This window comes from Virgibacillus sp. 7505, from assembly GCF_002272135.1.
In the GTDB taxonomy this organism is placed as follows: domain Bacteria; phylum Bacillota; class Bacilli; order Bacillales; family Amphibacillaceae; genus Terribacillus.
The window spans coordinates 164,193-189,797 of sequence record NZ_NPBF01000028.1; the positions used below are offsets into that span (position 1 = coordinate 164,193).

Below are 25,605 nucleotides of genomic sequence, written 5' to 3' on the forward strand. Positions count from 1 at the left end.
GTAAGGGACTTCTAGGATACAGGAGAGAATAATTACTATGTTAACTTACGTAGCGCCGGCAATATTCCTGGCGTTTGTCTATTTACTGTCTATTATTCCGTTTCACCAGACGGTTGGTATTACCAAGAAACAACATTTATTGATGGCATCCTTCGCTATCTATGTGATCGCTGTCATTTGTCTGACATTCTTCCCATTGCCTGTGGATCAGAATCTTATTGAAGAAAATCAGCAGCTGGAAACAAGCTACCGCTGGAATACATCGCCGCTAACGTCCATTATGCAAATCTGGCATACAACGCAAATCGATGGCTTCGGATATGGACTGGCCCTTAAAAATCTAGGGGGCAATATCCTCTTATTTGTGCCGCTCGGCTTTTATTTGCCTTTGCTCATTCGCAGAACCAGGTCTTTCTTTATCGTTGTTCTGTGCGGGCTAGTATTCAGTACAGCAATTGAGTCGACACAAGGATTGCTGAATTATTTTGTAGGCTATAATTATCGCTCTGTCGATATCGATGACATTATCTTGAATGTATTGGGAGCTATGCTTGGATATGCATTTTATTGGATTGCTCTGCGTCCGTTATTAAAAAGGGGCAAGCTGTAATCAGCTTGTTTCCTGCTGGGTATAATCCTTGAATCCAAGCAGTTCCGGTGACAAGGAGGCGAGGGGCCCCAATTTGCGCAATCTTGGATATAGAAGCCACGTTACAGAAAGCAAGGCAAGGCCGCTGCCCGCAGTGCAGAAGACCCAAGACAAAGGAATAACCGTGGCTGCATATCCGCCTGCCAATGAACCGATCGGCATTGCAATTGTAACGAAACTTGCACTTGCGCTTGTCACCCTGCCGATCATGGAAACTGGAACCAAAGTTTGTAACAATATTGCGAAAGTGACGTTGATACAGCCCACTGGTATCCAAGCGAGTCCATAAAGAATCACACTCAACCAAGTCCATGGAACGAAGGCAGCTGCTGCCCAGATTCCAGAAGCCAGAAACATGGAACATATTATTGCTTTACCAATGGGTAATTTGCTGAAGGCAGAAGCTAATAGCGCGCCTATTAAAGCCCCGCAAGACATAGCGGCCAAATATAAACCATATACGGCAGCACCCTGTCGCTCATCTGCAAAAGCAGGCATGACCGCCATGGCGGCACCAATTGCCAGATTGCATAGTACTGCTCCAAAGAGTGCAGCAGCTAAGATCGTTGTAAAAAGAATCTTAAGTCCTTCTTTAAGTTCAGTGATGTAAGTGCTGAAGACAGAACGCGTACTATCGGCTTCACTGGTTTGCGCTCTATGGTGTGGGATTCTAAGGAAGCTGAATAAAAGGAAAGCAATACAGAAGGCAAAAGAATCGATGATGAATAGTAGTGTCGCTCCAAAGACAGCAATCATTACGCCTGCGATGGCATTAAAGATGAGATCGACACCTTGGTAAGCAAAGGAGAATAGTGCATTACCAGCAGGGAGTTCTTCTTTTTTCAGAACGATTGGCAATACTTTTGTTTCTGTCGGATATGCAAATGCGTTAATAAAGGTCAGAATCGGCATGATGACAAGCAGCAGTGTAACAGAAAGAAAGTCCTGCCAAGCTGCAAGTGGAATCAGCAGTATAAGCACAGCTTGCAGTGCTTGTGTCCACATCAGCGTGCTGCGAATTTTCCATCGATCAACCAGTGGCCCAATCAGGAATTGCAGTAGGTTCGGGATTTGTGTCAAGGCCCCTGCCAGACCTGAATAAAATGTGCTGTCGCTCAGATCATAAACGAGCCACATGGCCGCTATGAAATAAATGCTGTCTCCAATATTGCTTATAATTCGCCCCGAGAAAAGCAAGCCATAGTTACGCTGTTTCAGTATAGCGAACATCCTTAATCCTCCTCTTCCATCTCTACTTGATCAAATGATGGTGTGTCGATTTCAAAACCATAAGCAGAAAAATGATACAGCTTACCCTTGGAATCATATTCAGCTGCCTCACTTTTTTCTCGCAGCTTCTCCATCAACCCGAATAAACCCTGAATAAACTCCTGAAAATCTGCTTCAGTGGCGCTGATTTCCCATATACTTCCGACTTTATCCCAGTCTTTCGGATCGGTAGAACCGGCTGCTTTGGCGAAGGACGACTCTGGTGCTGTAAGGATGGCTGACTTTGTTTTATTGGCCATTTGTACATATAACTGCCTTGTCGATTCGCTTAATTCTTCTGCGTAGGGAAGCAAATCCTCTGACGGAAAGAAGCCTCTTGCAGCAGCTCGATAGAATTTCTGGACAATGCCATTTTTCTCCTCGGTACGAATCACTTCGATCAAGCCGTTTTTCTCCAACTCTTTCAAATGATAATGGATCTTCGGTCTGCTCGTTTCCAGCAGGACAGCAAGCTGCTGTCCGGTATAAGATGTTTCAACTAACTTCATGATCATCTCTGCACGCAGCGGGTCACTGATTGCTTTTAACTGTTCAAAGGTTGTTAATGCCATTGCTTGTTTCATTGTTCTCCTCCTCTTGTAAACATTTCTTGATCGGTCAAATTTATTTTACAGATTTAGTTTAGTCATGGTTCCACATATTGTCAATTAAATTTTCAGACTTTTTTCCTGCTGTACAACGACATAAAAAATATGTTAAAGTAGAGGCAATCGAATAGGTTTTCTCTTGGGGCAGGGTGAAATTCCCGACCGGCGGTGATAGGCAGCATAGCTGTCTTCAGTCCGTGACCCGTTATTATAACGGTGGATTTGGTGAGATTCCAAAGCCGACAGTACAGTCTGGATGGGAAAGAGGAAACGGCGTGCTATCCACACGCCACCAGCAGCTAATTCGTTGATTGACGATAGCTTGTTTCGCTATACTTTTAAAGCCAAAGCCCCAGAATCCATTATTCTGGGGCTTTTTATATGAAAGTTAGTGCTAGTTAGGAGCAAATTGGCAGAAGCGGCCAGCTTGCACCTTATTCGAGTGATTCATTTACAAGAATCTTGGTAAAGATATATGGTATTGTTATAACCCCAACTAACCGTCACACAGCCCCGAGACGGTAATATTCCCATTCGTAAGCATCACAGCAAGTGAAAATAACTTTTTGTTTCCTTGAGAAGCTATCAGAAGAAAAGGAGGAGAAAAGTGTTTACTGGAATCATTCAGGAAGTAGGCAGCATTATTGATGTGAAAAGACAGGATAAGGCGATGCAGCTCACAATTGCCAGTGAAAAACTGACAACAGATATGCACGTTGGGGACAGTATTTCCGTTAACGGTGTCTGTCTTACAGTTACTAGTTTCACCCCGTCTTCTTTTCAGGCAGATGTGATGCCGGAAACGTTCCATTACAGTTCTTTGTCCAATTTGCAAAGTTCCGATCAAGTGAATCTGGAACCTGCTTTGCAGCCTAATGGAAGACTGGGAGGCCATTTTGTGAGTGGTCATGTAGATACAACAGGATCTATCCTATCCATTCGAGATGAGTCAAATGCTCGTTACATTGACATTGCTGTAACAAAAGGGCTGCAGTATTTGATGTCCAAAGGTTCAATTTCAGTTGATGGTGTGTCATTGACGGTGTTCGAAGTCCGGGAAGATACATTTACTATTTCGCTTATCCCGGAGACAAGGAAAGCGACAATCTTAGGCGAAAAGAAAGCTGGCGATCTAGTCAATCTCGAATTCGACCAGCTTGCTAAATACATGGAACGGTTGCTGGAGCATCGAAAAAGTCCAGAGTCTGCAGGCATTACGGAAGAGACGTTAGCGCAGTACGGATTCATGGATTAGGAGGGAAATGTATGAAAACGACAATAGACATCGCAATAGAATACTTGAAAAGCGGCAAACCGATCATCGTTACAGACGATGAAGCAAGAGAGAACGAAGGAGATTTGCTGGCTTTAGCAGCGTATGCAAGCCCAGAAACAGTTAATTTTATGGCTTCTGTCGGAAAAGGTCTGATCTGTGCGCCTATTTCCCGGGAAATTGCCGAAAGATTGGATTTGCCGCCGATGGTAGCTGATAATACAGATCCGCATGGGACAGCCTTCACCGTTAGTATTGATCATATTGATTCTACTACTGGTATCAGTGCATTCGAACGGTCCCATACGATTGCGAAGCTGGCAGATGCTGTTAGCAAGCCAACTGATTTTCATCGTCCGGGACATATTTTTCCGCTGATTGCCCAACAAAATGGTGTACTGGAGCGACCTGGACATACAGAAGCTGCTGTCGACTTGGCTAGGTTGGCCGGGACAGCAGAAGCTGGCTATATATGCGAAATCATGAATGAAGACGGTACAATGGCGCGCATGCCGGAACTTGAGAAATTAGCTGAATTGCACCAGTTGCCAATTATCACAATCGCTGATTTAATTGCATATCGAGAACTTCAAGAAGCTAAAGTGGAGAAATAAACAGTAAAGATTTGTGAAAGTGCAGCAAGCATAAAACATTATCGAATACAAAAAAGATGAGGACATACTGTCCCGTATATAAAGGAGTAATCATATGGTTAACGTACTAGAAGGAAATGTAGTAGGATCAGATTTGAAAATTGGAATTGTTGTGGGAAGATTTAATGAGTTCATTACGAGCAAACTGTTGAGCGGCGCAATTGATACGTTAAAGCGTCACGGTGTCGATGAAGCAAAAGTGGATGTTGCGTGGGTACCTGGAGCATTTGAAATCCCCCTTGTAGCTGACAAACTTGCTGAAAGCAAAAAATACGATGCTGTGATTACATTAGGCACAGTTATCAAAGGCTCTACACCGCATTTCGATTATGTGAGCAATGAAGTGGCAAAAGGAGTAGCAAGTGCTTCCAGTAAGGCTGGTATCCCCATTATCTTTGGTGTACTGACAACTAATACAATCGAACAAGCCATTGAGCGTGCAGGTACGAAAGCAGGCAATAAAGGCGCAGAAGCAGCTGTTTCTGCAATAGAGATGGCGAATTTACTAAAACAGATCTAAGCAAGGGAAGCAGGGGGATTAACCTCTGCTTCTTTTTTGTATTTAGAAAATAATGTATATTCATTTTGGGGGTGCTTACTTACATGAAAACACACTATGAATTAAGAGGTGATGGGAACGAAACCAAATTACCTTGTAAAATACATATCATTGGTTCTGTCGGCAGCGGGAAGACGACTCTAGCTAAGGAGTTGTCGAATATCCTGAGTGCTGACCATCACGAACTGGATAACGTTGTTTGGAAGCGATCCTCGGCAGGAGACAGACGCCGTTCTGACAAGGAGAAGCGGGAGATCTTGAAAAGTATCATTGATTCTCGTGCCTGGATCATCGAGGGTGTCCATACAGAGGAGTGGATAGAAGACAGCCTTGTAAAAGCAGAATTGATTATCTTGCTGGATCCGGCATATCGGATAAGAAATAGGCGGATAATCAAACGTTTCCTGCGTCAAAAAGTGAAATTGGAGACATCTAATTACACACCTTCCTTTCATATCTTCCTAAAGATGTTCAAATGGAATCGTTATTTTGAGCGTACGACTAAGCCATTTATCTTTGAGAGTTTTCTTACATACGGTCACAAGATGATTATTGTAGAGAACAAATTGGATGTGATAGAATACTTGACCTTTTTAAAAAAGCAAATCTGAAGCAGGTTAATAGCCTGTTTTTTTATTTTTGGAAAAATGATACAGAAATTACTTTGACACGCAGAGTAATATGTTTTATGATTACTTTATCAGATAGAGTAATTTAGAAAGAAGGGGTAGCATATTCGGAGTGACACAATTCGAGGGCATTTGGATTCCATTATCCTTCGTTTGCTGATGGATGGGGATAAATATGGTTACCAGATATCGAAAGACATAGCAGCTTGGACGCACGAAGCTTTTCAAATTAAGGAAGCAACACTTTATGCAGTCTTTCAGCGACTGGAACGACGAGAATTAATCGAGTCTTATCAAGGAGAAAAGTCACATGGAGGCAAGCGGAAATATTATACGATTACGACGCTTGGGAAGGCTTACTTTCATGAAGCAGCGAAAGAGTGGAAAGAAGCGAAACAATTAATCGATGTATTTATGGAGGGTGTTTGATGCAGAAGATCAATATGTATGTGGAAGAGCAATTTGCAGATTTGCCGGAGACAGAACAGGTAGTGAACTTGAAAGAGGAAATAAAGGATTCGATGGAAGAGAAGGCTGCAGATTTCATGCTGGATGGGAAATCGGAAGAAGATGCAGTCAATAAGGCAATTGTCGACTTCGGGAATTTGGCGGAAATAAAGAGGGAATTCCAGCTGCAGCATGCACCGCAGAAAACACCAGATAAGAAGAAGAAGCAAAAAGAAGATATGAGCACGTTGAATCTCGGGTTCTCTATTTGCGGAAGTTTATTGATTATCGCACTGCTCGTTTTTGTGAATTTGTACTATACACCATATGAGATTTGGTTTGTCTACCCGACGTTCGCTATTCTTTGGTGGCCGGTGAGTATGGCTTTCGTCTGGATGAAGGCTAGGAAAAGGAAGGTGATGCAGCGATGAAGCCATGGAGATTGTTTCTTGCATTTATGCTGCTGAGCCTGGGCGGTTTTTCCGTTTATATCAACTTGATGACTACGCCGCAGGAGATTTGGTATACGTACAGTTTAGGTGCTAGTATCATCATTGCCCTGCAGATTCTTTTTCCGAATCAACTGACAGTAGTGACGTGGCTGTCGGCAATCGTTGTAGGGGCCGTACTGGTTAACGAAAATATGTCTGATTCGCCTTCTACACCATGGTATCTCTACACATTAGGTGCTTTGGCGTTATGGGGAACTGCTGTTATGCTTCGGGGACATCTTGCTAAAATGGGAATTGCCTTAGCTATCAGCTTGGCTGTCTGTGTATACTATTTCGGTCTGCATCAGTATTTTGGTCATGAAACACCTTGGTACGGTTTTATCATCTTCGCAATGAGCTGGTGGCCGCTATCTATTATAGGTCATCGCAGCTCTAGTTTATTCTTCAGTGTATTGGGGTTTGGTGCACTCAGTTTGTTCTTCCTGTTTGTGAATATAGCCTATTCTCCATCGGTGATCTGGGCGATTTACCCAATTTTCGCAGCAGCATGGTGGCCGCTGGCAGCATATTTCTACAGCTATCGCCGCCACCTCAGCAGATAAAAAAGGACACCCTCCGCGGGTGTCCTTTTGTTTATCTTGAATACATTTTCTTGGTTATTTTGCTGAGCAGACTGCTTGGCATGAACTTCATGAGCAAAACGGCTGCGTGAATGTTCGCTGATGGGAAGACGACCCGTTTGCCATTTATAAAACCAAGGAAACCCTCTCGTGCCACATCCTCGGGTGCATCCCGAAAAGAAGACATGATTTTGTCATTGCCGGCACGTTTAAAGAATTCGGTCTGCGTAGGACCAGGGCAAAGTGCCGTAACTGTTACACCACTGTCTTTCAATTCCTCGGCAAGTGCTTCCGAATACCGCTGAACGAATGCTTTGGATGCATGATATGCAGCCATATATGGGCCAGGCAGGAAGGCAGCCATACTGGAAATATTCAAAATGCCATTCGGTACATTCTTGAATGGAGAGTGAATGATATCATCGATGAACAGACGAGTCAGGTTTGCCAATGAAACCATATTCAGATGCAGCAGTTTTTGCTGGGTCTCAAAGCTCGTATCCTCGAATTTGCCGCTAAGCCCAAAGCCGGCATTATTCACAAGCACTTCTACCGTTTTTCCTTCATCACGAATCTTTTGGTACAGTTCATATGCACTGTTAGGTACGGACAAATCATGAGGAATGACAGTCACATTCGAATCTTGCAGTTCTGTTTGCAGGGAGAGGAGTTTGTCCTTGGAACGCGCTACGATGATGAGATCATAGCCCGCCTTGGCGAACCATTTAGCTATATGGTAGCCGATTCCGCTGGAAGCTCCTGTAATTAGAGCAGTTGGTTTCATTGTGCTTCACCTCATTTTGACAATCTTTATAAATATGTACCCTGTTGCCGGGTGGAAAAAACGCTATCTGTTTTTAGTATACCCTTTGCGGCGTTTGGTTACCAACTGGTTGGCGAGGTTTCTCTCTTTAGAAGAAAGGGAAAGGGCTTACAAAGGATAAAGGAGGGGAACTGATGGTCCAGAAAAACGGTGCTAAAGGTGATAAAGATAAACATGGCTTCTCCAAAGCGGAAAGTGAGAATCGGGAGGAGCAGCTGGAAAATAAACAGGATATGCTTGTAGACGATATACCTGTGGATGAAGTAGAACGAGATTTGGAGGATGATCGGCACAAACACCGCACAAAGCAAGCTTCCAATTCAGATCCGGAAGACTGAACCTGCATCCATTAGATGCGGGTTTTTTTTATAAAAAAAGCAGATGCGTCATGTAGACATCATCTGCTTGGCTGGTCGAGCAGTTTTTCGATTGCAGGCTTCATATCCATCGGACTGGTCTTCGGCGCAAATCGCTCGATGACATTTCCATCAGCATCTACGAGAAATTTTGTGAAGTTCCATTTGATACTCTTGGAGAATAGTCCGCCGGCCTGGCTGGTCAAATGCTTATAAAGTGGGTGGGCATCTGGTCCATTCACCTTTACTTTATCGAACATCGGAAAGCTGACGCCGTAATTGCGCTGACAAACAGCTGCGATTTCTTCACTGCTGCCGGGTTCCTGGTTCATAAATTGGTTGCATGGGAAACCTAATATCACGAGACCATTGTCCTTATAATCTTTATATAATTCTTGAAGCTGTTCCAACTGAGGTGCAAAACCGCATTTGCTTGCTGTATTCACGATGGCAAGCACCTTGCCAGCGTAATCCTTTAAACTGACTTCTTTGCCATCTATCGTAACAGCAGAATAATCGTGGACTGTCATGTCGTTCTCCTCCTCTTGTCTGCACTTCCAATGTAGCATAAACAGAAAAGAACCGATAACAATCAGTTCCTTAATGATAGAATGTAGAAAAAGGGGGTTGTTTCGATGGAGTTTTTCCTAAAGCGATTTGATCATGTCCAGCTTGCTTGTCCAAGCGGCAGCGAAGAGCAAGCAAGGGAGTTTTTTGTGGATGTCTTCGGGTTTGAAGAAATTGAAAAACCAGCTAACTTGCGAGCAAGAGGCGGTGTTTGGTTCAATTGCAACGATATTATTGTGCATATGGGCGTAGAAGAACCTTTTTCACCAGCACGAAAAGCCCATCCTGCTTTTGAAGTAGAGGGGCTGCTGTCTCTCAGACGTCATCTGGATGAACACCATGTGGATTTTATCGATGATGCTGACTTGCCAGGTGCTGATCGAATTTATGTGAATGACCCTTTCGGAAACAGATTGGAATTTTTGGAATGGCATTAAAAAAAGAACCCCCAGGGGGTTCTTTTTAGTTTGCTACTGTTTCGTTTTCTAATTTCGCCAGGCGAGCTTCCACTTCTTCTTCAGTCAAGCCGTGTTCTGCAACGTACATATTACGAGGAGAACGGCGGCAGCTGTCGGAGCAGCCGCGAAGATATTTGTGCTCATTTTCTTCAGAGCAGATAATCTGGCGGTTGCAGGAAGGATCTGCACAATTAACATAACGTTCACAAGGCTGTCCATCGAAATAATCTTTGGCAACGATAACGTGTTCAGTTTGGTTGATCGGCACGGAAATGCGGGTATCGAATACGTACATGCGACCGTCCCAAAGCTTGCCTTGTACTTCAGGATCTTTTCCGTAAGTGGCAATACCGCCATGTAACTGACCGACATCCTCAAAACCTTCGCGCACGAGCCAGCCGGAGAACTTCTCACAGCGGATACCGCCTGTGCAGTAAGTCAAAACGCGTTTGCCTTCTAAGATATCTTTGTTTTCGCGGACCCAGTTTGGAAGGTCGCGGAATGTTTCAATATCAGGACGGATTGCACCGCGGAAGTGACCAAGATCATATTCATAATCATTCCGTGCATCCAGAACGACAGTGTTCTCGTCTTGCATCGCTTCGTAAAATTCTTTAGGAGATAGGTAATCACCTGTCACCTCACGAGGATCTATATCATCTTCAAGACGCAGCGTCACCAATTCAGGGCGATGGCGTACATGCATTTTCTTGAAAGCATGTCCATCCGCTTCGTCGATTTTGAAGACCATATCTTCAAAACCTGGTTTCGCGTGCATCATATCCATATATGCTTGTGTTTGTTCAACCGTTCCAGAGCAAGTACCGTTGATACCTTCTTTGGCTACAAGGATGCGGCCTTTAAGGCCTAGTTCCTTACATTCCTTCAGATGTTCTTTGGCGAAAGCTTCGGGATCTTCAATATCTACATAGTTGTAATACAGTAATACTCGATAATCACTCATTATTTTTTCCACCTGTCATTTATATTTGCAAGATACAAAATTAGGCGTTATGTCGTTATTCATACTCTTGCAATCAAATATTTTAACACGAAAAGAAGTCCAGTACAAATGGAATTTTAAAATAGCTTGTTCTTGAAATAATGCCACATGCCGAAAGTGATCAGTACAAGTAGTACGCTCACGCCAGCTGTAGTCCAGGGACTGTCTGCAAAGGGTATCGGCAAATTCATCCCGAAGAACCCAGTAACGAACGTAAGCGGAAGCATGACTGTCGAGATAATCGTCAAGACATTCAGCTTCTCCGTCGATTTGGCACTGATGATGGAATAATACGTATCCAGGGCACTGTTTACCAAATCACGGAAGGTTTCGGTAGAGTCAACAATACGTTCCAGGTGATCAATAAGATCGGTATAGAAGGGCACATTTTCTTCTTTGATATCGAATTTCCATTTGCCATTCACATTCAGGAAAATGCGCCGCTGCGGCAGAATCACCCTTCTGATCAGGATGATCGTCCGTTTTAGGGCAAGGAATTCCTCCGTTACTTCTTTCACGCCTTCACTATACATTTCATCTTCCAGTTCCTCGATCCGGATTCCGATACGGTCCAGGACAGGGAAGTATTCATCCGTGATGCCGTCAGCGAGTGCATAGAGAAGGAAGTCAGAACCTTGATTCATGTATCGGGAAGAACGGGAGCAGATAGCATCCATCTGGCCGAGCCAGCGAAGCTTATGCTTGTGGATGGTCACGACATAATTCGGCCCCAGGAAAACATTCAGTTCGAGCGTCGTGATTTCATTATCACTTTCCTCGTTGTAACGCAGGGCATGGAAGACGAAAAATTTGTATGCATCATAATCATCTACCTTTGCGCGGGGGCTGTCATGAAGGCAGTCTTCAATTGCCAGCGGATGGAAATCGAATATCCCAGCAAGTTCATGCAGTTCGTGAGACTGTACATCATAGGCATCGATCCACAGCAGATTGTCAGGATCCTCCAAATGACGATTACTGTCCTTCAAAGAAATATTTGTATGCATCATGTCATTATGATGATCATAAAGATACGTCTTAATCATATTGCCACCCCTTTCGTTACGTTTATTCTTTCACAATGTTCGTAAGCTATAGTCACTATAAAAAAAGGGGTAAGGACTGTCAACAGGAATATATCTTTCTTGAAGAGGGTATAGAAGCTGGCCATGGTGGATAAACTGGAAGTGAATACGTTTGTTTGTCGAATTTTGGAGCAAAAACCGTGACAATAGTCACAGGTATATATGCGTTGCTATGTAAGCGGATTCTGTTAGTGATACTCTATATGAAAGCGTTCTTATAGTTCGTAGGGCTCATTATTAACTTAATTTGGAGAAAAAGTTGGAATTGACTTGCATTCTTGTTCAAAAAAAGGTACTCTTAAGTAGCAAAAGGAAACGGTACGGTTGAATAAATCTTTACGATCTCTTTCACAATAAGTGGTGTAAAGGTATAACGATTCAATACCTGTACTTTTGTACTTCTATTGTAAGGAGGTCATTTAAATGACTGGAAAAGTAAAATGGTTTAACGCAGACAAAGGTTTTGGTTTCATCGAAAGAGAGGACGGAGACGACGTATTCGTACACTTCTCTGCTATCCAATCTGAAGGTTTCAAAACTCTTGACGAAGGTCAAGAAGTTGAATTCGAAATCGTTGAAGGCAACCGCGGCCCACAAGCTGCTAACGTAACTCGTCTGTAATTTCATACAATGACGACAGAGGCGCATTCTGGAATTTTCCAGGATGCGTCTTTTATCATTTTTAAGGAGAGATGAGCGCCGATGAGTCAAGATGAGCTATCGAGGAAGATCATTGAAAAATACCAGGAAGATGAACGGTTGATGATCCGAATCTTCGCACAATGGTGTACAAATCAAGATCTGGATGCTGTTACCTTATACGAACAAGCCTACCCGAACCAAGGTAAAAATGATGCGCTGAAAGAAGCTTTGGAAGAAGTCCTGCCTAAGGAAGAAGCCTCTGATATTTCAGACGAAATGGTAATGGAAGTTCTGCAGTTCTTTGGTAATGATGACTTGGCATTTGTTGTCGCATCTGCAGCAGAAGAGAGAAAGGGGAATCGATAGATGGAACTGCTCCAAAAAGCAATTCAAGAAAGAGGAACGATTATCGGGGATGCAATCGTTAAAGTAGATAGCTTTTTGAATCATGAAATGGACACTGCCCTTTTATATCAAATCGGCAAGGAGTTCCGTCGCCGATTCCAGCACAAGTCTGTGACGAAAATCGTGACGATTGAAGCGGGCGGCATTGCTCCAGCGCTAATGGCTGGCCTTGCTTTCAACGTGCCGGTAGTGTATGCAAAAAAACAGAAGTCACTGACAATGAGAGGTGATGTTTATGTGGAATCTGTCTATTCGTTCACAAAGCAAGTGCATTCAGATGTGACGATCTCTAAGGATAGATTATCACCGGAGGATCACGTGCTGATTATCGATGACTTTCTTGCAAACGGAGAAGCAGCAGCCGGTTTAATCAGTATTCTTAATCAAGCTGGTGCCACTGTTGCTGGTATCGGGATTGTCATCGAGAAAAGCTTTCAAAGAGGTAGAACTCGCCTGGAGGAACTAGGCATTGAAGTAGTATCCCTTGCCCGTATTGCACGCATAGGTGAAGGGAAAATAGAATTTTTGAACTCATAACTTGATAGGATGATAGTTTGTGACTTACATATTGACCTTATTGCCAATCTTCGGTATTTTTCTTCTTGGTTTTGTTGGACAGAAGCTTTTGAAATTCGACATCCGAAGCATTTCGAAAATGTCGGTTTATCTGCTGTCCCCTGTATTGGCTTTCCAGACGTTCTATGAAAATCGTCTAAGTGCTGACTATATTTATTTGGCTGTTTTTGTTGTCGGTATTTGTCTGGCGCTGGTGCTGATCTGCTATGTAATCAGTCTTTTGCGCGGATATGATCGCCAGGATACTTATAGCTTGATGCTTGGCGCCTCGTTTATGAACAACGGCAACTACGGAACGCCGCTTGTCTTATTCGTGTTCGGTGCAGCGGGCTTCGATTATGCGGTTATCCTGCTTGTACTGCAGCAGCTCGTCATGGTGACGATCGGTGTCTTTATTGCTGCCAAAGGTGGAGGGGCTGTGCTGTCGCCTCGTGCTACGTTCCTTTCCGTCTTGAAAATACCAATTATCTACGGAGCGATACTTGGTGTATTGTTCCAGTTGTTATCCGTCCCGCTTAGCGGTCCAATTACTGAAGCTGTCCACCTTGTGGCTGATGCGGCAATCCCTACAGTAATGATTGTGCTTGGTATGCAGCTTGCTAATATCTCATTGAAATCCTTTGAATATGAACGTCTTACTTATGCGCTTGTCCTGAAGCTGCTTGTCTCACCGGCGATCGCGTATTTATTCACACTGATCCTGCCAGTAGATGACATGGTCAAACAAATCATGATTTTGGTCGCCGCAATGCCGACAGCGGCGAATACGACCCTTTACGCACTCGAATTTGGTGCTAAACCTGCTTATGTATCGAGTACAACACTGATCAGTACGCTGCTCAGTCTAATTACCTTACCTGTTTTATTGTTTGTATTAATATAAAGAGGCCAGTTTCCTGGCCTCTTTTCTTATGCTTTCTTTGTAAACAGTTTTATTAGGGCTTGCGTGCCGAGATCCTCATCGCCATTTTCGGCAAGACGTTCATATAAGGAGAGGCTTAGTTCCAGTCCAGGTGTTGTCATCCCCATATCCTTAGCTGCTTCCAGAGCAAGTTTCATGTCCTTGATGAAATGTTTCACATAGAAACCAGGGTCATAGTCTCCTTTGATCATCCGGGGAGCAAGGTTGCTCAAGCTGAAGCTGCCGGCAGCGCCTGTCGTTATTGACTGGAGCACCTTGGATGGGTCCATGCCTGCGTGCTCTGCATACGCGATAGCTTCGCAAACGCCTACCATATTGCTCGCAATGGTTATCTGATTGATCAGCTTCGTATGCTGTCCGAAACCGGCAGGTCCTTGGAGGATGATGTTTTCACCCATTGCTTCGAACACTGGGAGGACAGCTTGAAACGCATCTGCTTCACCGCCGACCATGATGGCTAGTTTTCCATTCTGCGCGCCAATATCTCCTCCTGAGACAGGAGCATCCAACGCGAAGATACCTTTATCTTTTGCTTCAGTATGGATTTCCTCTGCAAGAGCTGGCTTCGAGGTCGTCATATCAATTACATAGGTGCCCGGGCGTGCGTGATGAATAATGCCGTTTTCCCCAAAGTAGACTTCCCTAACATCGCTAGGGTAGCCAACCATCGTAATTACTGCATCCACACTGGCAGCGAGGCTTGCAGGTGTATCGTGCCAAACTGCTCCAGCATCAATCAATTCTTCTGCTTTCGCTTTCGTTCGCGTATAGACCGCCAGTTCAAAGCCTGCCTGCATCAAATTGCGACTCATGCTTTTTCCCATAACGCCTGTACCGATGAATCCTACTTTCTTGATAGTTCCCATATAATCCCTCCTTAGCATGCACTTTTATCGTACCTTTAAGCTTCAGGAATGTCGAGTACTGGTGATAGAATCATGAAAAATCACAAACAATTTTTCGACAGCGAAAAACCTCGAAAGACGGCAGTTTCTTTTTTGCGACAGATTGTGAAATGAGGCAGTTCAAAAAGATAGAGATTGAAAGAGTTATGGATATATGGTAAAGTCATTTATACAACATCTTGTTAGTGAAGACATAATTAAACACTATATATAGTTTCGAAGGCGAGCAAGCCGGGTATCGATAGTAGATGAAGAAATCGCTTCATTTGCTTGATAGACAGTGTTCTCAGACACTTTTTATTTGTCGATTCTGATCTATGTTACTACTGTATCTTGTAGGATAGACAGAAGGGACAGTTTCCTGGTAGTTGCTCACTTTGTGCGTTTAGGGGAAAGAAGTACTTACAATTACACCTGTATTTTGGAGGAGGAAGTTTCAACATGTTAGATATGACACAAACAGTCAATTGGAAAGAGCATGTGGCAGCCGTGCTCGAATCACGCTTTGCAGAAGCTGATGCAAAACATCTGATTCAATATGGTGAACGCCTGATGGAGCAGAAGGCTTGGTCATCAGATAAAGAGTGGTTGAACCAACTTATATTGGAGGGCTTGTCACAGCTGGATGAAGAAGAGCCGCAATGGACTTATATCGCTGCCAGCTTGTATCTTGAACAGCTTTATTTCCAAGCTTCACAAAACCGAGGTTACAATTTCGAAGAGAAATATGGATCATTCTACAGCTTGATTCAGCAATTGACTGAGATCGGTATCTATAACAAATTCCTTCTCGACACATACAGTGAAGAGGAAATCAATCATTTCCATAGCTTGATCGACTACAAGAAAGACGGACTGTTCACATACATCGGTCTGCGTACGCTTGCGGATCGTTATCTTGCGACCGACCATAAAGGCGGAACATATGAGCTTCCGCAGGAGAGATTCATGATCATCGCAATGACAGTCATGAGCAAAGAGCCTAAGGAAACGCGCAAAGAGCTTGTAACAGAAGCTTACTGGGCATTAAGCAATCTTTACATGACAGTCGCTACACCTACATTGTCTAACTCAGGTAAGAGTTATGGCCAGCTTTCCAGCTGCTTCATTGATACAGTCGATGACAGCCTGCAAGGAATTTTCGACAGCAATACAGACATTGCCAACCTTTCAAAAAACGGAGGCGGTATCGGTGTTTATCTAGGTAAGATCCGCAGCCGAGGCAGTGCGATCAAAGGGTTCGAAGGTGCATCTTCTGGTGTGCTTCCTTGGATGAAACAGCTTAACAATACTGCAGTTAGTGTGGACCAGCTTGGTCAGCGTAAAGGTGCGATTGCCACATATCTTGATATTTGGCATAAAGACATCTTCCCATTCCTTGACGCGAAGCTGAATAATGGAGATGAGCGTCAGCGTACACATGATTTGTTCACTGGTGTCTGCCTGCCAGATATCTTCATGGAACAAGTGCAATCTCGCGGCAATTGGTATCTATTCGATCCGCATGAAGTTCGACGTGTCATGGGCTTCTCTTTAGAAGATTTCTATGATGAGACTAGAGGCGATGGTTCCTTCCGTGAGAAGTATTGGGCTTGTGTAGAGAATCCAGACCTGCATAAGGAAGAGATTCCAGCCATCAATGTGATGAAACGTATCCTGCGCAGCCAGCTGGAAACGGGCGGACCGTTCATGTTCTACCGGGATGAAGTAAACCGTCAGAATGCCAATAAGCATGCTGGTATGATTTATTCCAGTAACCTATGTACGGAAATCATGCAAAACCAAAGCCCGACTATCATGACAGAACAAGTCACTCAAGATGGTAAAATCATCATCACAAAAGAACCGGGTGACTTCGTTGTGTGTAACCTGTCCTCCATCTCTTTGGCTAAGGCAGTTACAGAAGATGTCCTGGAACGCCTGATTCCGATTCAGGTTCGTATGCTGGACAATGTTATTGATTTGAATACAATTCCTGTTTTGCAAGCTCAGATCACAAACCAGAAATACCGTGCTATTGGACTAGGAACGTTTGGATGGCATCACTTGCTTGCATTGAAACAAATCGATTGGGAAAGTGATGAAGCTGTAGCATATGCAGATGAACTTTATGAGAAAATCGCTTACCTGACAATTCGATCCAGCATGGAAATTGCGAAGGAAAAAGGTGTTTACCCTGTTTTCGAAGGTTCCGACTGGGCAGATGGAAGCTATTTTGATAATAAAGGCTACACAACCGGCGATTCCGAACTAGACTGGAAAGGCCTGCAGGAGCAGGTGAAAGAAAATGGTATGCGTAACGCGTACTTGATGGCAGTAGCGCCGAACTCTTCTACTGCATTGATTGCAGGAAGCACAGCTACGACAGATCCGATTTTCAGTAAGTTCTATTCTGAAGAGAAGAAGGACTATAAAATTCCGGTTACTGCACCTGATTTGAATGAAGAAACAGATCGCTTCTATAAATCCGCTTATGAAATCGATCAGCAGTGGAGCGTGAAGCAAAATGCAGCACGCCAAAAGCATATCGATCAGGCGATTTCTTTCAATATGTATGTTCCGAATTCCATCAAAGCAAAAGAATTGCTTGATTTGCATATTGCTGTTTGGGATTCTGGTATTAAGACATCTTATTATTTGCGTTCTACATCCAACTAATACAAAAGGGACCTTGTTTTACAGGGTCCCTTTTTCTATGCGCTTGACTTGTTCATTTCCGAAGACTGCTGCTGGCTTCTCATTCTCTAAATATAAACAGGCATCCTCATCTATGCCATACCCGAAAGGGATGTCGTGTTGATGAAGACCGGCAAGGAGATTCGGCTCATCCTGCCATTGAGAAAAATGGACACTGATTAGCTGATTAGAAAGAATGCCGAGTCCAGCTCCGCTCCAAGCGCGGTGATTGTCCGTATCGTGCGGGGACAGCAGGACGGTTTCAGGCATAAGCAATGCTCCCGCGCTATTGCCAGCCAGCGGTGTACCTGCAGCATATTTTTCTATTAACAGCCCCTTGAATGGTTGTTTGGTGTAGATGCTATAGTATGTTTCCGAATGACCGCCTCCAATGTAAATGCCTGTAGCACTTGTGATAATCTCAGCCGATTTTGCTATATCCAATTCACCTTTTTCATTCGGTACGATCACGGATACATTGCTCTCATGAACCCCTTGGGCAATCCAGTGACTTGTATAACGGGACAGGAATGCTTCCCAGCCTTTTCGATATACAATCAATAATGCGATATGAGCGCTTTCCCCGCCTGCTGCTTTGGCAAAGTGGACATTCGCTTCTTCCTGCGAGGTATTTCCTCCGAGCAGGTACAGTCTTCTGGTTTGCATAAAGTATCGCCTCCATTTTCCTGATTATACAATATGTCCCGTCTTAATAGAGATGGGTTTTATGTCACATACTACTGACAGCAGGAAATGAACAGGAGGAAAGTGCATGGTCAGACAAGAGACATTGAATGCCTGTAAAGAAATGCTTGAGAATCGTTTGCAGGAATTGAAACAGGCGCTGAAGGACCATTTTGGTGTCGAGATGTCCTACACAAAGGATGCTATGGGTGAGCTGAGCAACTATGATAATCACCCTGGAGATACAGCGACGGAGCTATATGAGCGGGAGAAGGATATCGCGCTGAATGATCATCTGGAGCAGGAGATGAAGGACGTACAGGCTGCCCTGAAAAGAATAGAAGATGGATCCTTTGGGATTTGTATGAAATCAGGAAAACCGATTCCGGAAGAACGTCTGCTGGCGATGCCGACAGCAGAAACGCTTGTGGAGTACAAGCCGCAGAGAATGACACTGCATGACCGCCCAGCTGAGGAAGCTGTCATCCATCCCCGTCTCGAAGATTTGGAAGGAAAAGATGACGAAGAAGACACGGAGCATAATTTCTATGATGGAGAGGATGCCTTGCAGGATCTGCAAGCGTATGGCTCATCCGAAACGCCTTCCGATTTCGTCAATACAGAAAAAGATTATGATTATATGGCTGTAAATTCCGATGAAGAGGTGGGCGGAGCACAGGATATCGAGAATTTCCTGCTTGCCGACATGGATGGCAAGTTTGATGGAGTAAACGAGGATCATGAGAAGTACGAAGATTATCTGGAGGATGCAGACGTTAAATCCATTCTCTATGACGAGTAAAAAGAGCTGGGCACACATGCCCAGCTCTTTTGCTGTACAGAGAAACTTGCATACATGCTTATCCGGCGGAATACGTTGTACTACAAGCTACGTATTCTAATAAAGGGGTTGAAGCATGTTGACAGAAGCATGGACTTCAAGATTTTTCAAGCACGATGATCGTAAGGAAAGCGATTTTGTGCTTAAATTACCGGATGCTTGGTGGAGCCGCAGCTGTGAATATGGATGGGCGGCTTCTTTTGTGGAAGCGGATGATATCGTGCTGGATGCTGCATCAGGAATCAGCCATCCGTTTAAGTTTCATTTAGCAGCTTCAGCTAAGACAGTGTATGCATGTGATATAGATAGCAGGATTACAGATGATCAGGCGATTCTGGAGGATGTGACCAAGGATTTTGGTCCGGAGGAAACGGCGCGTTTACCTGAAGACCTGCTCCGGAATATCCATCGTGCTGAAGCTAATCTGACATCATTGCCCTATGAGGATGCATTTTTCGATAAAATCTTCTGTATCTCGGTGATGGAGCACCTGGATGTTAGCGTGCAAAAACGTGCTTGGGAGCAATTCAGCCGTATCTTGAAACCGGACGGTTATGTCATCATGACATTCGACTATCCAACAGTCGATATTAATATTCTGGAAACATTGGCGGAGCTGGGGGGCTTTGAATATGCCGGACGAGTTGAATCGGAAATGCCTGCAGATGCGCTATTCAATGATCAGTGGGGACGACTGTATTGCTACCGAGCTATCTTTCGAAAGAAGAAACCTCCTTCCACTTGATTAACTTCGGATCAGGATCCAAAATGCTTTCATATTGAGCCTTCTGGCCATAGATTGCTTCTGGATCCTGCTGGCGATAGCGTTCGTATTTTCGTATGCGATCCTCCGCTCTGGCCCAGCCAAAATGCTTGATACGGACGCTGCTGATGCCATTCGGCAGCTGAAAGATATTTTCCGGGAAGCGACCGCAATGAACAGGTGTTTCCCGCCATTCATATGGAAATACGGGCTGATAGCGCAGCAGGAATGGACGGAAAAATAGATGTGCTTGCCAGTACTGATCCTCCCGGTAACGCTCTTCATCCCAGAAATCGAATAAGCGGAATGAATAAAGATCGAGATCAGCTTGATTCAGCAGCTGGTCTTTTTCTTTGAGGAAAACGTCATCCAGTACTTCATCCGCATCGAGATTCAGAATCCAATCAGGTTCCGCTGCAATTGTTGCCTGCCACTGCTGTTTCCGCAGCTCTATTTCGTTGTTGAATCCGGACTGGGGATTTTCGATTAATGTCAGCGGAACGTCATACTCCCTGCAAAGCTTCCGGCAAATGGCTGCTGTATTATCTGTACTATGGTCATCAATGATGACAGCCTGATCAACTGCGGGAAGAGAAGATCGCAGCGAACGCTCTAGATAGCGTCCGGATTCATTTTTGACAATCATGGATAGAGTGAGGGTATTACTGGTATCCTTCGTAATGCGATAGTTATGCCCAGGCCAGTTATGCTCCCATCTGAATGCAGGGAGCTTTGCAAGATCCGTCTTGCGGTAAAGGTGAAAGGCAGGGTAATGTGTATCGACAAAAAGCGAGATGCCGAGTGCTGCTGCACGAATACAAAAGTGGCGATCTTCTCCCCAAAAGGAGAGATTAGGTATTTCCCCGAAATGGACTCCCTTATTTAAAGCTTCCCTGGTGATAAGTGTACAAGCGCCCAATCCCCCAACTTCATATGTTCCTGGTTTCCGCATCTGTTCCAGAAATTCCTGGTGCCGTGCTGCACGTTCTGTATCCGATAAAGCTTCGCCGCGGTGGTGGGTGAATTGTTCATATTCATCCTTTAACCAGACTTGGGGAAGAGCCTGCGTGCCAGGCTGCCATTGGGTCCAGAAAATACAGGAAATGATATCTTTTTGACTGGCTAGTAATTTTTCCAATGTGGCCGGGTGGAGTACAATATCGGAATCGACAAAAAAGATCTAATCCATTTTCTGCTCGACCGCATAGGAAATGATTTTATTCTTCAGAGCTGCCACTTTCCGAATAAGAGCTTCTGTCCAGTAGTGGGTGTGTTCATCCTTCTGATAGGAATCAGTGGTTTCGGATGGGAGGATGACAGCATCGTGTTCTGCAGCGAAAGCGGAAAGTAAGGTGCTCGATTTTGGATCATCATTATCATCGATGAAGCAGTAGAAAATCGATGATTCTGTTGTTTGCAGTCTGTTGAGGGAATCCAAATAGGCAGCTAATATGTCGGGGTCTTGTTTTACGGTTGTGCCGATCAATACGGTTTGCATGCACCATGCTCCTTTATGTAGTCTGTTAATAATATATCTTTTAAGAGCGTGGATGTGCCTGTATAGTTTCTCTAACCACATGCAGGAACTGATCCTGTGAGGCTGCTAACGGCGGAACGGACTGGATATCGTACCACCGATAACGGAAGACCAATCCGTTATCAGCTCCATTTCCAAAGACACGATGATCCCATGCGTCAGGTAGCTGCTGCTTTATTAGAATCAAAAAGAAATACCGGTGCTGGAGCTCGTGCTTGTCTGGATGGAGGAATGGTGCACTAGCGACCAATTCACCATCAGGCAAATCACGCAATCCAGACTCTTCGAAGATCTCCCTATGCAATGCGGTTAACAAGTTTTCACCGGGGTCGACTGTACCTCCTGGAATCTGTAACCCTGCCTCGGGGAAATCCATGTGTTCATGGATGAGCATGTGATAGGTATTATTACGGTTGGATAGGATGTAAGCTAGAACTTTATCAACCAAATTACTCCACCTCCATTCATGATTATATACAAAAAAAGCGGTCACCCGTGCAGTTGGGTGATCGCTTTTTTGTATAAGCTCTGGGGGGAGCGTAGTCGACCGCAAAATGACATTTTGGGGATATCATGTTTTTGTTAAGGGTGCGGCCGTCATCTATCTGATCAATAAGCAACGCTTATTGTTATTGTTGCTGCTGTTGTTGTGTAGATTGATCTGACTGTGTTGTTTGTTCCTTCGCTAATGTAAGTTTCGTTGTTTCTTTGTTTCCGTCACGGTAATACGTAACAGTTACTTCGTCGCCGATATTTTTATCGGAATACAGGTAAGAGCGTAAGTCGACCATGCTCGTAATGTCCTGGTCGTCGATTTTCGTAACAACATCGTATTGCTGCAGACCAGCATCAGCTGCCGGAGAGCTTTCCACTACCTGAGCAAGCACAACACCTTGAGTCACGTCTTCAGGAAGGTTCAACGTTTGCTGCGCATTTACTTGCGGTACTTGATCGAGGCTGACTGCGCCGATACCGATGTAAGGACGTTCAACTTTGCCTGTAGATTCAAGTTGATTGATGAGTGGTTTAGCTGCATCAATCGGAATAGCAAAACCAATACCCTCGACTTCTTCTTGGGCAATCTTCATAGAGTTGATACCGATGATTTCACCGTTTGCATTTATCAAGGCACCACCGCTGTTACCAGGGTTAATAGCAGCATCCGTCTGCAATACTTCTGTTACCCAGTCCTCTGTACCATCATTATTGGAATCTACCGCTACAGAACGATCCAATCCGCTGATGATACCTTGCGTCACAGAGCCGGCAAATTCAGCACCTAATGGGTTACCGATCGCAATCGCTTGCTGTCCGACTGTCAGATCATCCGAAGTACCGAATGTGGCTACCTGATCTACATTTGTTCCGTCAATTTCCAATACAGCTAAGTCGCTGATTTCATCAGATCCCAGCAAGGTTGCTTTTTCCTTCTGTCCGTTGGAAAGGGTTACTTCCAAGCTGGATGCTCCGTCGACAACGTGATGGTTGGTCACAACGTATGCTTTGCCACCTTCTTTTTTATAGATGACACCTGATCCAGATCCAGCTTCCTCGGATTCGGAGAATAGATCCGCCTGCTGCAGATTCTCTACTCCTACTACTGCCGCAGAAGCGTCCTGTATAGCATTGGTCAGATTTTCCGTACTTGTTTGTGTAGCCAATGCCTGGTTACTTGATTTTGTTGTTGATGTATTGTTCGTTCCCATAGTTGCGGGGCTTGCTGCATTGGAACCAAAGGATATGACATTTGTGAATACAAGCACTGCAACGATTGCAAGAACTAAAACCCCGCCTGCAATTCCGCTGACGAAGCTTGTCCATACCTTGCCTTTTTGTTTCGGCTGCTGCGGCTGATTGATTGGTTCATCTACTTGAATCGCTTGGCTGTATTTCGGAGATTCTTCTTTAGTCCCGGAAAGTTTATTCGTTTCATCCGGGTAGGAGTTTTCCTGTTCATATGAAGAAGAGTGCTGATCAACTGGATACTCATTGTATGGTTTGTCATTGTCTCTGTTCATGTAAGGCACCTCTTTCGTGTTGTGTGTTCGTTGTTCTATACTACTTATTCTACTGTCTGGATTTGGCATCTTTTCGGAGCAATTATGTAAAATATGTGGAATGGACAAATAGCAGGAAAGTCTTTTCTTTTTGCGATTTTGTGGGAAAATAACCGTAGAGAGGAAAGGAGTACGATCAAATGTCACATCATATAATCGTTGTCGAAGACGATCAAAATATAAGAAATATAGTAGAAGCTTATCTGAAAAAGGAGGGCTATCAAATCAGCGTGGCGGAAACCGCAGAGCTTGCGCTAGAAATTGCGGATAAAGAAACGCCGGACATGTGGATCATGGATATCATGCTTCCAGGAATGGATGGATACGCACTTTGCAACAAAATCCGTCAAACGAGCGAAGTGCCGATCATCATCATCTCGGCGAAGGATGAAGAAATCGATAGAATACTCGGCTTGGAGCTTGGCGGAGATGATTACCTGACCAAACCTTTCAGCCCAAGGGAATTGGTTGCGCGCGTGAAGCGTTTATTTAAGAGATGGAACCCCCAGGCAAACCAGGAACCACAGCCGGCTAAACAAATGGATCTCCAAGCGGGGGACTTGCAGCTGCAATTAGGAGAACGGCGTGTTTACTGGCATGAAGCAGAAGTAGAAGTGACAGCGAAAGAATTCGAAATGTTAGTCATCCTTGTGCAGAATCCGAACCGAGCCTTTTCACGTGATGAATTGCTTACACAAGTGTGGGGAGAAGACTATTTCGGGAGTGATCGTGCTGTGGATGATTTAGTAAAACGACTCCGCAAGAAAATGGACGGCATTCCGATTGAAACGGTTTGGGGCTTTGGATACCGGTTCAGAATGAGCGAAGCATGAGATTGAAAACACAGCTGAACATTGCGTTTACGACTTTGCTTATTATTGTGATGGGATTCACAGCTATTACGCTGTATTCGCAGCTGAAGGGTTTGCTGGTTACCAATGAGACACGGCAATTAGAGGAAAGCGGTCAAATTCTACTCACAGCAATCAGTGGTGTAGATTCAATTCCTGCCGCATCACTGGACAATATGCTTAATAATCTAGATCTCAAAATGTTCCTCTATGATGAAGAAGCAGAGGAAGTCACCTATACCAACCTTGTTCGGTTAGACGCGGAAAGATTTGCTGAAAAATATGATACTGCTCCAACTAAAAAAAATACCATCTGGCAGGAGAATCGAAACAGTTATGTAGTCAAATCCATAGCAACTGGTGAAAATCAGAATATGGTCATCCTGCGTCCGATTCGTGAATTAGAAGAAGTGCAAGAAAGCTTTTTCCAGCGTATTTTCCTTGTATTTCTAATCGGCGTCATGATAGCTATTCTGATCAGCACTTACCTGACACAGCGACTTGTAAAACCTTTGACAGAATTGAAGTACCAGCTGAAAAAAATCCAGCGGCGCGAATTCGATAATATTGAATCTGTAAAAGCAAGTGGTGAAATCAAAGAAGTAGAGCAAAGCGCGATTGAGATGGCTAAGGAATTGAATCGTTATATTACGTCTCAGCGTCAATTCTTCCAAAATGCCAGCCATGAATTGAAAACACCGCTTATGACAATTCAAGGTTATGCAGAGGGAATTAAGGATGGCGTCTTCACAGGCAAGGATCAGGAACATGGCCTTGAGGTCGTTGTTTCCGAGATCAAGCGTTTAAAACAGCTGATCAATGAGATGATCCTTTTAGCTAAGCTCGACAGCGAGGAAGGCATTTATAAAGAAGAGCAAATAGAAATAGAAGAGCTGGTCAATTTGACGATAGACCGTGCCTTGCCGATTGCAAGCGACAAGAATATTCAACTTACCTACAATAAACTGCCTGCAATTGTGATTAATGGGGATAAAGAGAAACTTCTTCGGGCAATGATGAATATAACGTCCAATGCAATCCGCCATGCTGGCAGTCAAGTGCATATCTCTGTTCAGCCAAGCACTATCCGGCAAGTCGAAATCACCATTAATGATGATGGACCGGGCATTTCGGAGGACTTGCTGCCAAATATGTTCCAGCGTTTTGTTAAAGGTGAAGGCGGAGAAACCGGACTTGGCCTTGCGATCTCCCGTGCGATCGTTGAACGGCATAATGGGATCATTCGGGCAGGGGAGTCAGACCTAGGCGGAGCAAGCTTTACGATAATATTATAA

31 protein-coding genes and 1 riboswitch are annotated in these 25,605 nt (G+C 44.2%); of the genes, 19 read left to right on the forward strand and 12 right to left on the reverse strand.

The features are described 5' to 3' along the window. The first annotated feature begins 37 nt into the window (after nt 1-37). Nucleotides 38-610, forward strand: a complete 573-nt coding sequence (locus CHH91_RS13690) for a VanZ family protein (RefSeq protein WP_095224017.1) — start codon at nt 38-40, stop codon at nt 608-610. On the opposite strand, the gene CHH91_RS13695 is transcribed toward CHH91_RS13690, so the two are convergent. Together CHH91_RS13695 and CHH91_RS13700 are read right to left on the reverse strand one after the other, a co-directional pair. Beyond that, nucleotides 611-1,879 (reverse strand): MFS transporter, encoded by a 1,269-nt coding sequence (locus tag CHH91_RS13695; RefSeq protein ID WP_095224018.1) that lies wholly within the window; start codon nt 1,877-1,879, stop codon nt 611-613. A gap of 2 nt (nt 1,880-1,881) precedes the next feature. Further along, entirely contained in the window at nt 1,882-2,502 is a 621-nt protein-coding gene (locus CHH91_RS13700) for an ArsR/SmtB family transcription factor (protein WP_095224019.1), read from the reverse strand. A gap of 155 nt (nt 2,503-2,657) precedes the next feature. Beyond that, a riboswitch (FMN riboswitch) is annotated at nt 2,658-2,798 on the forward strand. 335 nt (nt 2,799-3,133) lie between these two features. On the opposite strand from CHH91_RS13700, the gene ribE reads away from it, so the two are divergent. From ribE to CHH91_RS13735, 7 genes are all read left to right on the forward strand, one after another. Continuing rightward, nucleotides 3,134-3,781, forward strand: a complete 648-nt coding sequence (ribE, locus tag CHH91_RS13705; protein WP_095224020.1) for a riboflavin synthase — start codon at nt 3,134-3,136, stop codon at nt 3,779-3,781. Nucleotides 3,782-3,792: 11 nt separating this feature from the next. After that, entirely contained in the window at nt 3,793-4,413 is a 621-nt protein-coding gene (ribB, locus tag CHH91_RS13710; protein WP_095224021.1) for a 3,4-dihydroxy-2-butanone-4-phosphate synthase, read from the forward strand. A 94-nt stretch (nt 4,414-4,507) separates the two neighbouring features. After that, nucleotides 4,508-4,972, forward strand: coding sequence for a 6,7-dimethyl-8-ribityllumazine synthase (ribH, locus tag CHH91_RS13715; RefSeq protein WP_095224022.1), 465 nt, complete (start codon nt 4,508-4,510; stop codon nt 4,970-4,972). A gap of 83 nt (nt 4,973-5,055) precedes the next feature. After that, nucleotides 5,056-5,622 carry a P-loop NTPase family protein gene (locus tag CHH91_RS13720; RefSeq protein WP_095224023.1) on the forward strand — a complete coding sequence of 189 codons (567 nt, stop codon included), beginning with the start codon at nt 5,056-5,058 and terminating at the stop codon, nt 5,620-5,622. A gap of 150 nt (nt 5,623-5,772) precedes the next feature. After that, on the forward strand, nt 5,773-6,069 hold the full coding sequence (locus tag CHH91_RS13725) for a PadR family transcriptional regulator (RefSeq protein ID WP_255212179.1): 297 nt from the start codon (nt 5,773-5,775) through the stop codon (nt 6,067-6,069). Then, nucleotides 6,069-6,518, forward strand: a complete 450-nt coding sequence (locus CHH91_RS13730; protein ID WP_095224024.1) for a permease prefix domain 1-containing protein — start codon at nt 6,069-6,071, stop codon at nt 6,516-6,518. The genes CHH91_RS13725 and CHH91_RS13730 overlap by 1 nt, the downstream gene beginning before the upstream one ends. Further along, nucleotides 6,515-7,141, forward strand: coding sequence for a hypothetical protein (locus CHH91_RS13735; RefSeq protein ID WP_095224025.1), 627 nt, complete (start codon nt 6,515-6,517; stop codon nt 7,139-7,141). The genes CHH91_RS13730 and CHH91_RS13735 overlap by 4 nt, the downstream gene beginning before the upstream one ends. Before the next feature lie 31 nt (nt 7,142-7,172). Here the strand turns inward: CHH91_RS13735 and CHH91_RS13740 are convergent, their stop codons facing one another. Continuing rightward, nucleotides 7,173-7,943, reverse strand: coding sequence for an SDR family NAD(P)-dependent oxidoreductase (locus CHH91_RS13740; protein WP_095224026.1), 771 nt, complete (start codon nt 7,941-7,943; stop codon nt 7,173-7,175). 173 nt (nt 7,944-8,116) lie between these two features. Between CHH91_RS13740 and CHH91_RS13745 the strand changes: the two genes are divergently transcribed. After that, nucleotides 8,117-8,320 (forward strand): hypothetical protein, encoded by a 204-nt coding sequence (locus tag CHH91_RS13745; RefSeq protein WP_095224027.1) that lies wholly within the window; start codon nt 8,117-8,119, stop codon nt 8,318-8,320. 59 nt (nt 8,321-8,379) lie between these two features. Here CHH91_RS13745 and CHH91_RS13750 read toward each other — a convergent pair whose 3' ends face one another. Continuing rightward, entirely contained in the window at nt 8,380-8,868 is a 489-nt protein-coding gene (locus tag CHH91_RS13750; RefSeq protein ID WP_095224028.1) for a glutathione peroxidase, read from the reverse strand. Nucleotides 8,869-8,973: 105 nt separating this feature from the next. On the opposite strand from CHH91_RS13750, the gene CHH91_RS13755 reads away from it, so the two are divergent. Next, nucleotides 8,974-9,342 (forward strand): VOC family protein, encoded by a 369-nt coding sequence (locus tag CHH91_RS13755; RefSeq protein WP_095224029.1) that lies wholly within the window; start codon nt 8,974-8,976, stop codon nt 9,340-9,342. 25 nt (nt 9,343-9,367) lie between these two features. Here the strand turns inward: CHH91_RS13755 and trhO are convergent, their stop codons facing one another. Further along, on the reverse strand, nt 9,368-10,330 hold the full coding sequence (gene trhO, locus CHH91_RS13760; protein WP_095224084.1) for an oxygen-dependent tRNA uridine(34) hydroxylase TrhO: 963 nt from the start codon (nt 10,328-10,330) through the stop codon (nt 9,368-9,370). Between the two features lie 113 nt (nt 10,331-10,443). Beyond that, nucleotides 10,444-11,412, reverse strand: coding sequence for a magnesium/cobalt transporter CorA (corA, locus tag CHH91_RS13765; RefSeq protein WP_095224030.1), 969 nt, complete (start codon nt 11,410-11,412; stop codon nt 10,444-10,446). 462 nt (nt 11,413-11,874) lie between these two features. Between corA and CHH91_RS13770 the strand changes: the two genes are divergently transcribed. The 4 genes from CHH91_RS13770 to CHH91_RS13785 all read left to right on the forward strand — a co-directional run bounded on the left by CHH91_RS13770 (nt 11,875) and on the right by CHH91_RS13785 (nt 13,957). Next, complete coding sequence (locus CHH91_RS13770; RefSeq protein ID WP_038558067.1) at nt 11,875-12,072, forward strand: cold shock domain-containing protein; 198 nt, start codon at nt 11,875-11,877, stop codon at nt 12,070-12,072. 81 nt (nt 12,073-12,153) lie between these two features. Further along, nucleotides 12,154-12,459 (forward strand): hypothetical protein, encoded by a 306-nt coding sequence (locus tag CHH91_RS13775; RefSeq protein WP_095224031.1) that lies wholly within the window; start codon nt 12,154-12,156, stop codon nt 12,457-12,459. Then, nucleotides 12,460-13,035 (forward strand): xanthine phosphoribosyltransferase, encoded by a 576-nt coding sequence (locus tag CHH91_RS13780; protein ID WP_095224032.1) that lies wholly within the window; start codon nt 12,460-12,462, stop codon nt 13,033-13,035. 19 nt (nt 13,036-13,054) lie between these two features. Then, nucleotides 13,055-13,957, forward strand: a complete 903-nt coding sequence (locus CHH91_RS13785) for an AEC family transporter (RefSeq protein WP_095224033.1) — start codon at nt 13,055-13,057, stop codon at nt 13,955-13,957. Nucleotides 13,958-13,983: 26 nt separating this feature from the next. On the opposite strand, the gene CHH91_RS13790 is transcribed toward CHH91_RS13785, so the two are convergent. Next, nucleotides 13,984-14,862, reverse strand: coding sequence for an NAD(P)-dependent oxidoreductase (locus CHH91_RS13790; RefSeq protein ID WP_095224034.1), 879 nt, complete (start codon nt 14,860-14,862; stop codon nt 13,984-13,986). 489 nt (nt 14,863-15,351) lie between these two features. Here CHH91_RS13790 and CHH91_RS13795 point away from each other — a divergent pair, with 489 nt between their 5' ends. Then, nucleotides 15,352-17,559: a ribonucleoside-diphosphate reductase subunit alpha gene (locus CHH91_RS13795; RefSeq protein WP_483372405.1), complete on the forward strand. Its 2,208-nt coding sequence runs from the start codon at nt 15,352-15,354 to the stop codon at nt 17,557-17,559. Between the two features lie 18 nt (nt 17,560-17,577). Here the strand turns inward: CHH91_RS13795 and CHH91_RS13800 are convergent, their stop codons facing one another. After that, nucleotides 17,578-18,243 (reverse strand): Type 1 glutamine amidotransferase-like domain-containing protein, encoded by a 666-nt coding sequence (locus CHH91_RS13800; RefSeq protein ID WP_095224036.1) that lies wholly within the window; start codon nt 18,241-18,243, stop codon nt 17,578-17,580. 106 nt (nt 18,244-18,349) lie between these two features. Between CHH91_RS13800 and CHH91_RS13805 the strand changes: the two genes are divergently transcribed. Further along, entirely contained in the window at nt 18,350-19,063 is a 714-nt protein-coding gene (locus CHH91_RS13805) for a TraR/DksA C4-type zinc finger protein (RefSeq protein ID WP_095224037.1), read from the forward strand. A gap of 115 nt (nt 19,064-19,178) precedes the next feature. Continuing rightward, nucleotides 19,179-19,847 (forward strand): class I SAM-dependent methyltransferase, encoded by a 669-nt coding sequence (locus tag CHH91_RS13810; protein WP_095224038.1) that lies wholly within the window; start codon nt 19,179-19,181, stop codon nt 19,845-19,847. On the opposite strand, the gene CHH91_RS13815 is transcribed toward CHH91_RS13810, so the two are convergent. The 4 genes from CHH91_RS13815 to CHH91_RS13825 form a co-directional block, all read right to left on the reverse strand. Next, nucleotides 19,813-21,003 (reverse strand): glycosyltransferase, encoded by a 1,191-nt coding sequence (locus tag CHH91_RS13815; protein ID WP_353615324.1) that lies wholly within the window; start codon nt 21,001-21,003, stop codon nt 19,813-19,815. The two genes, CHH91_RS13810 and CHH91_RS13815, sit on opposite strands and share 35 nt — an antisense overlap. Before the next feature lie 42 nt (nt 21,004-21,045). After that, nucleotides 21,046-21,363, reverse strand: a complete 318-nt coding sequence (locus tag CHH91_RS21475; protein ID WP_353615325.1) for a hypothetical protein — start codon at nt 21,361-21,363, stop codon at nt 21,046-21,048. A 40-nt stretch (nt 21,364-21,403) separates the two neighbouring features. Beyond that, complete coding sequence (locus CHH91_RS13820) at nt 21,404-21,850, reverse strand: NUDIX hydrolase (RefSeq protein ID WP_095224039.1); 447 nt, start codon at nt 21,848-21,850, stop codon at nt 21,404-21,406. 181 nt (nt 21,851-22,031) lie between these two features. Next, the gene (locus CHH91_RS13825) at nt 22,032-23,420 is read right to left on the reverse strand and encodes a S1C family serine protease (protein ID WP_095224040.1); all 1,389 of its coding nucleotides are present in this window, start codon (nt 23,418-23,420) and stop codon (nt 22,032-22,034) included. 179 nt (nt 23,421-23,599) lie between these two features. On the opposite strand from CHH91_RS13825, the gene CHH91_RS13830 reads away from it, so the two are divergent. Continuing rightward, complete coding sequence (locus tag CHH91_RS13830; RefSeq protein ID WP_095224041.1) at nt 23,600-24,292, forward strand: response regulator transcription factor; 693 nt, start codon at nt 23,600-23,602, stop codon at nt 24,290-24,292. Beyond that, nucleotides 24,289-25,605: a sensor histidine kinase gene (locus tag CHH91_RS13835; protein ID WP_095224042.1), complete on the forward strand. Its 1,317-nt coding sequence runs from the start codon at nt 24,289-24,291 to the stop codon at nt 25,603-25,605. Before CHH91_RS13830 ends, CHH91_RS13835 begins: the two co-directional genes overlap by 4 nt.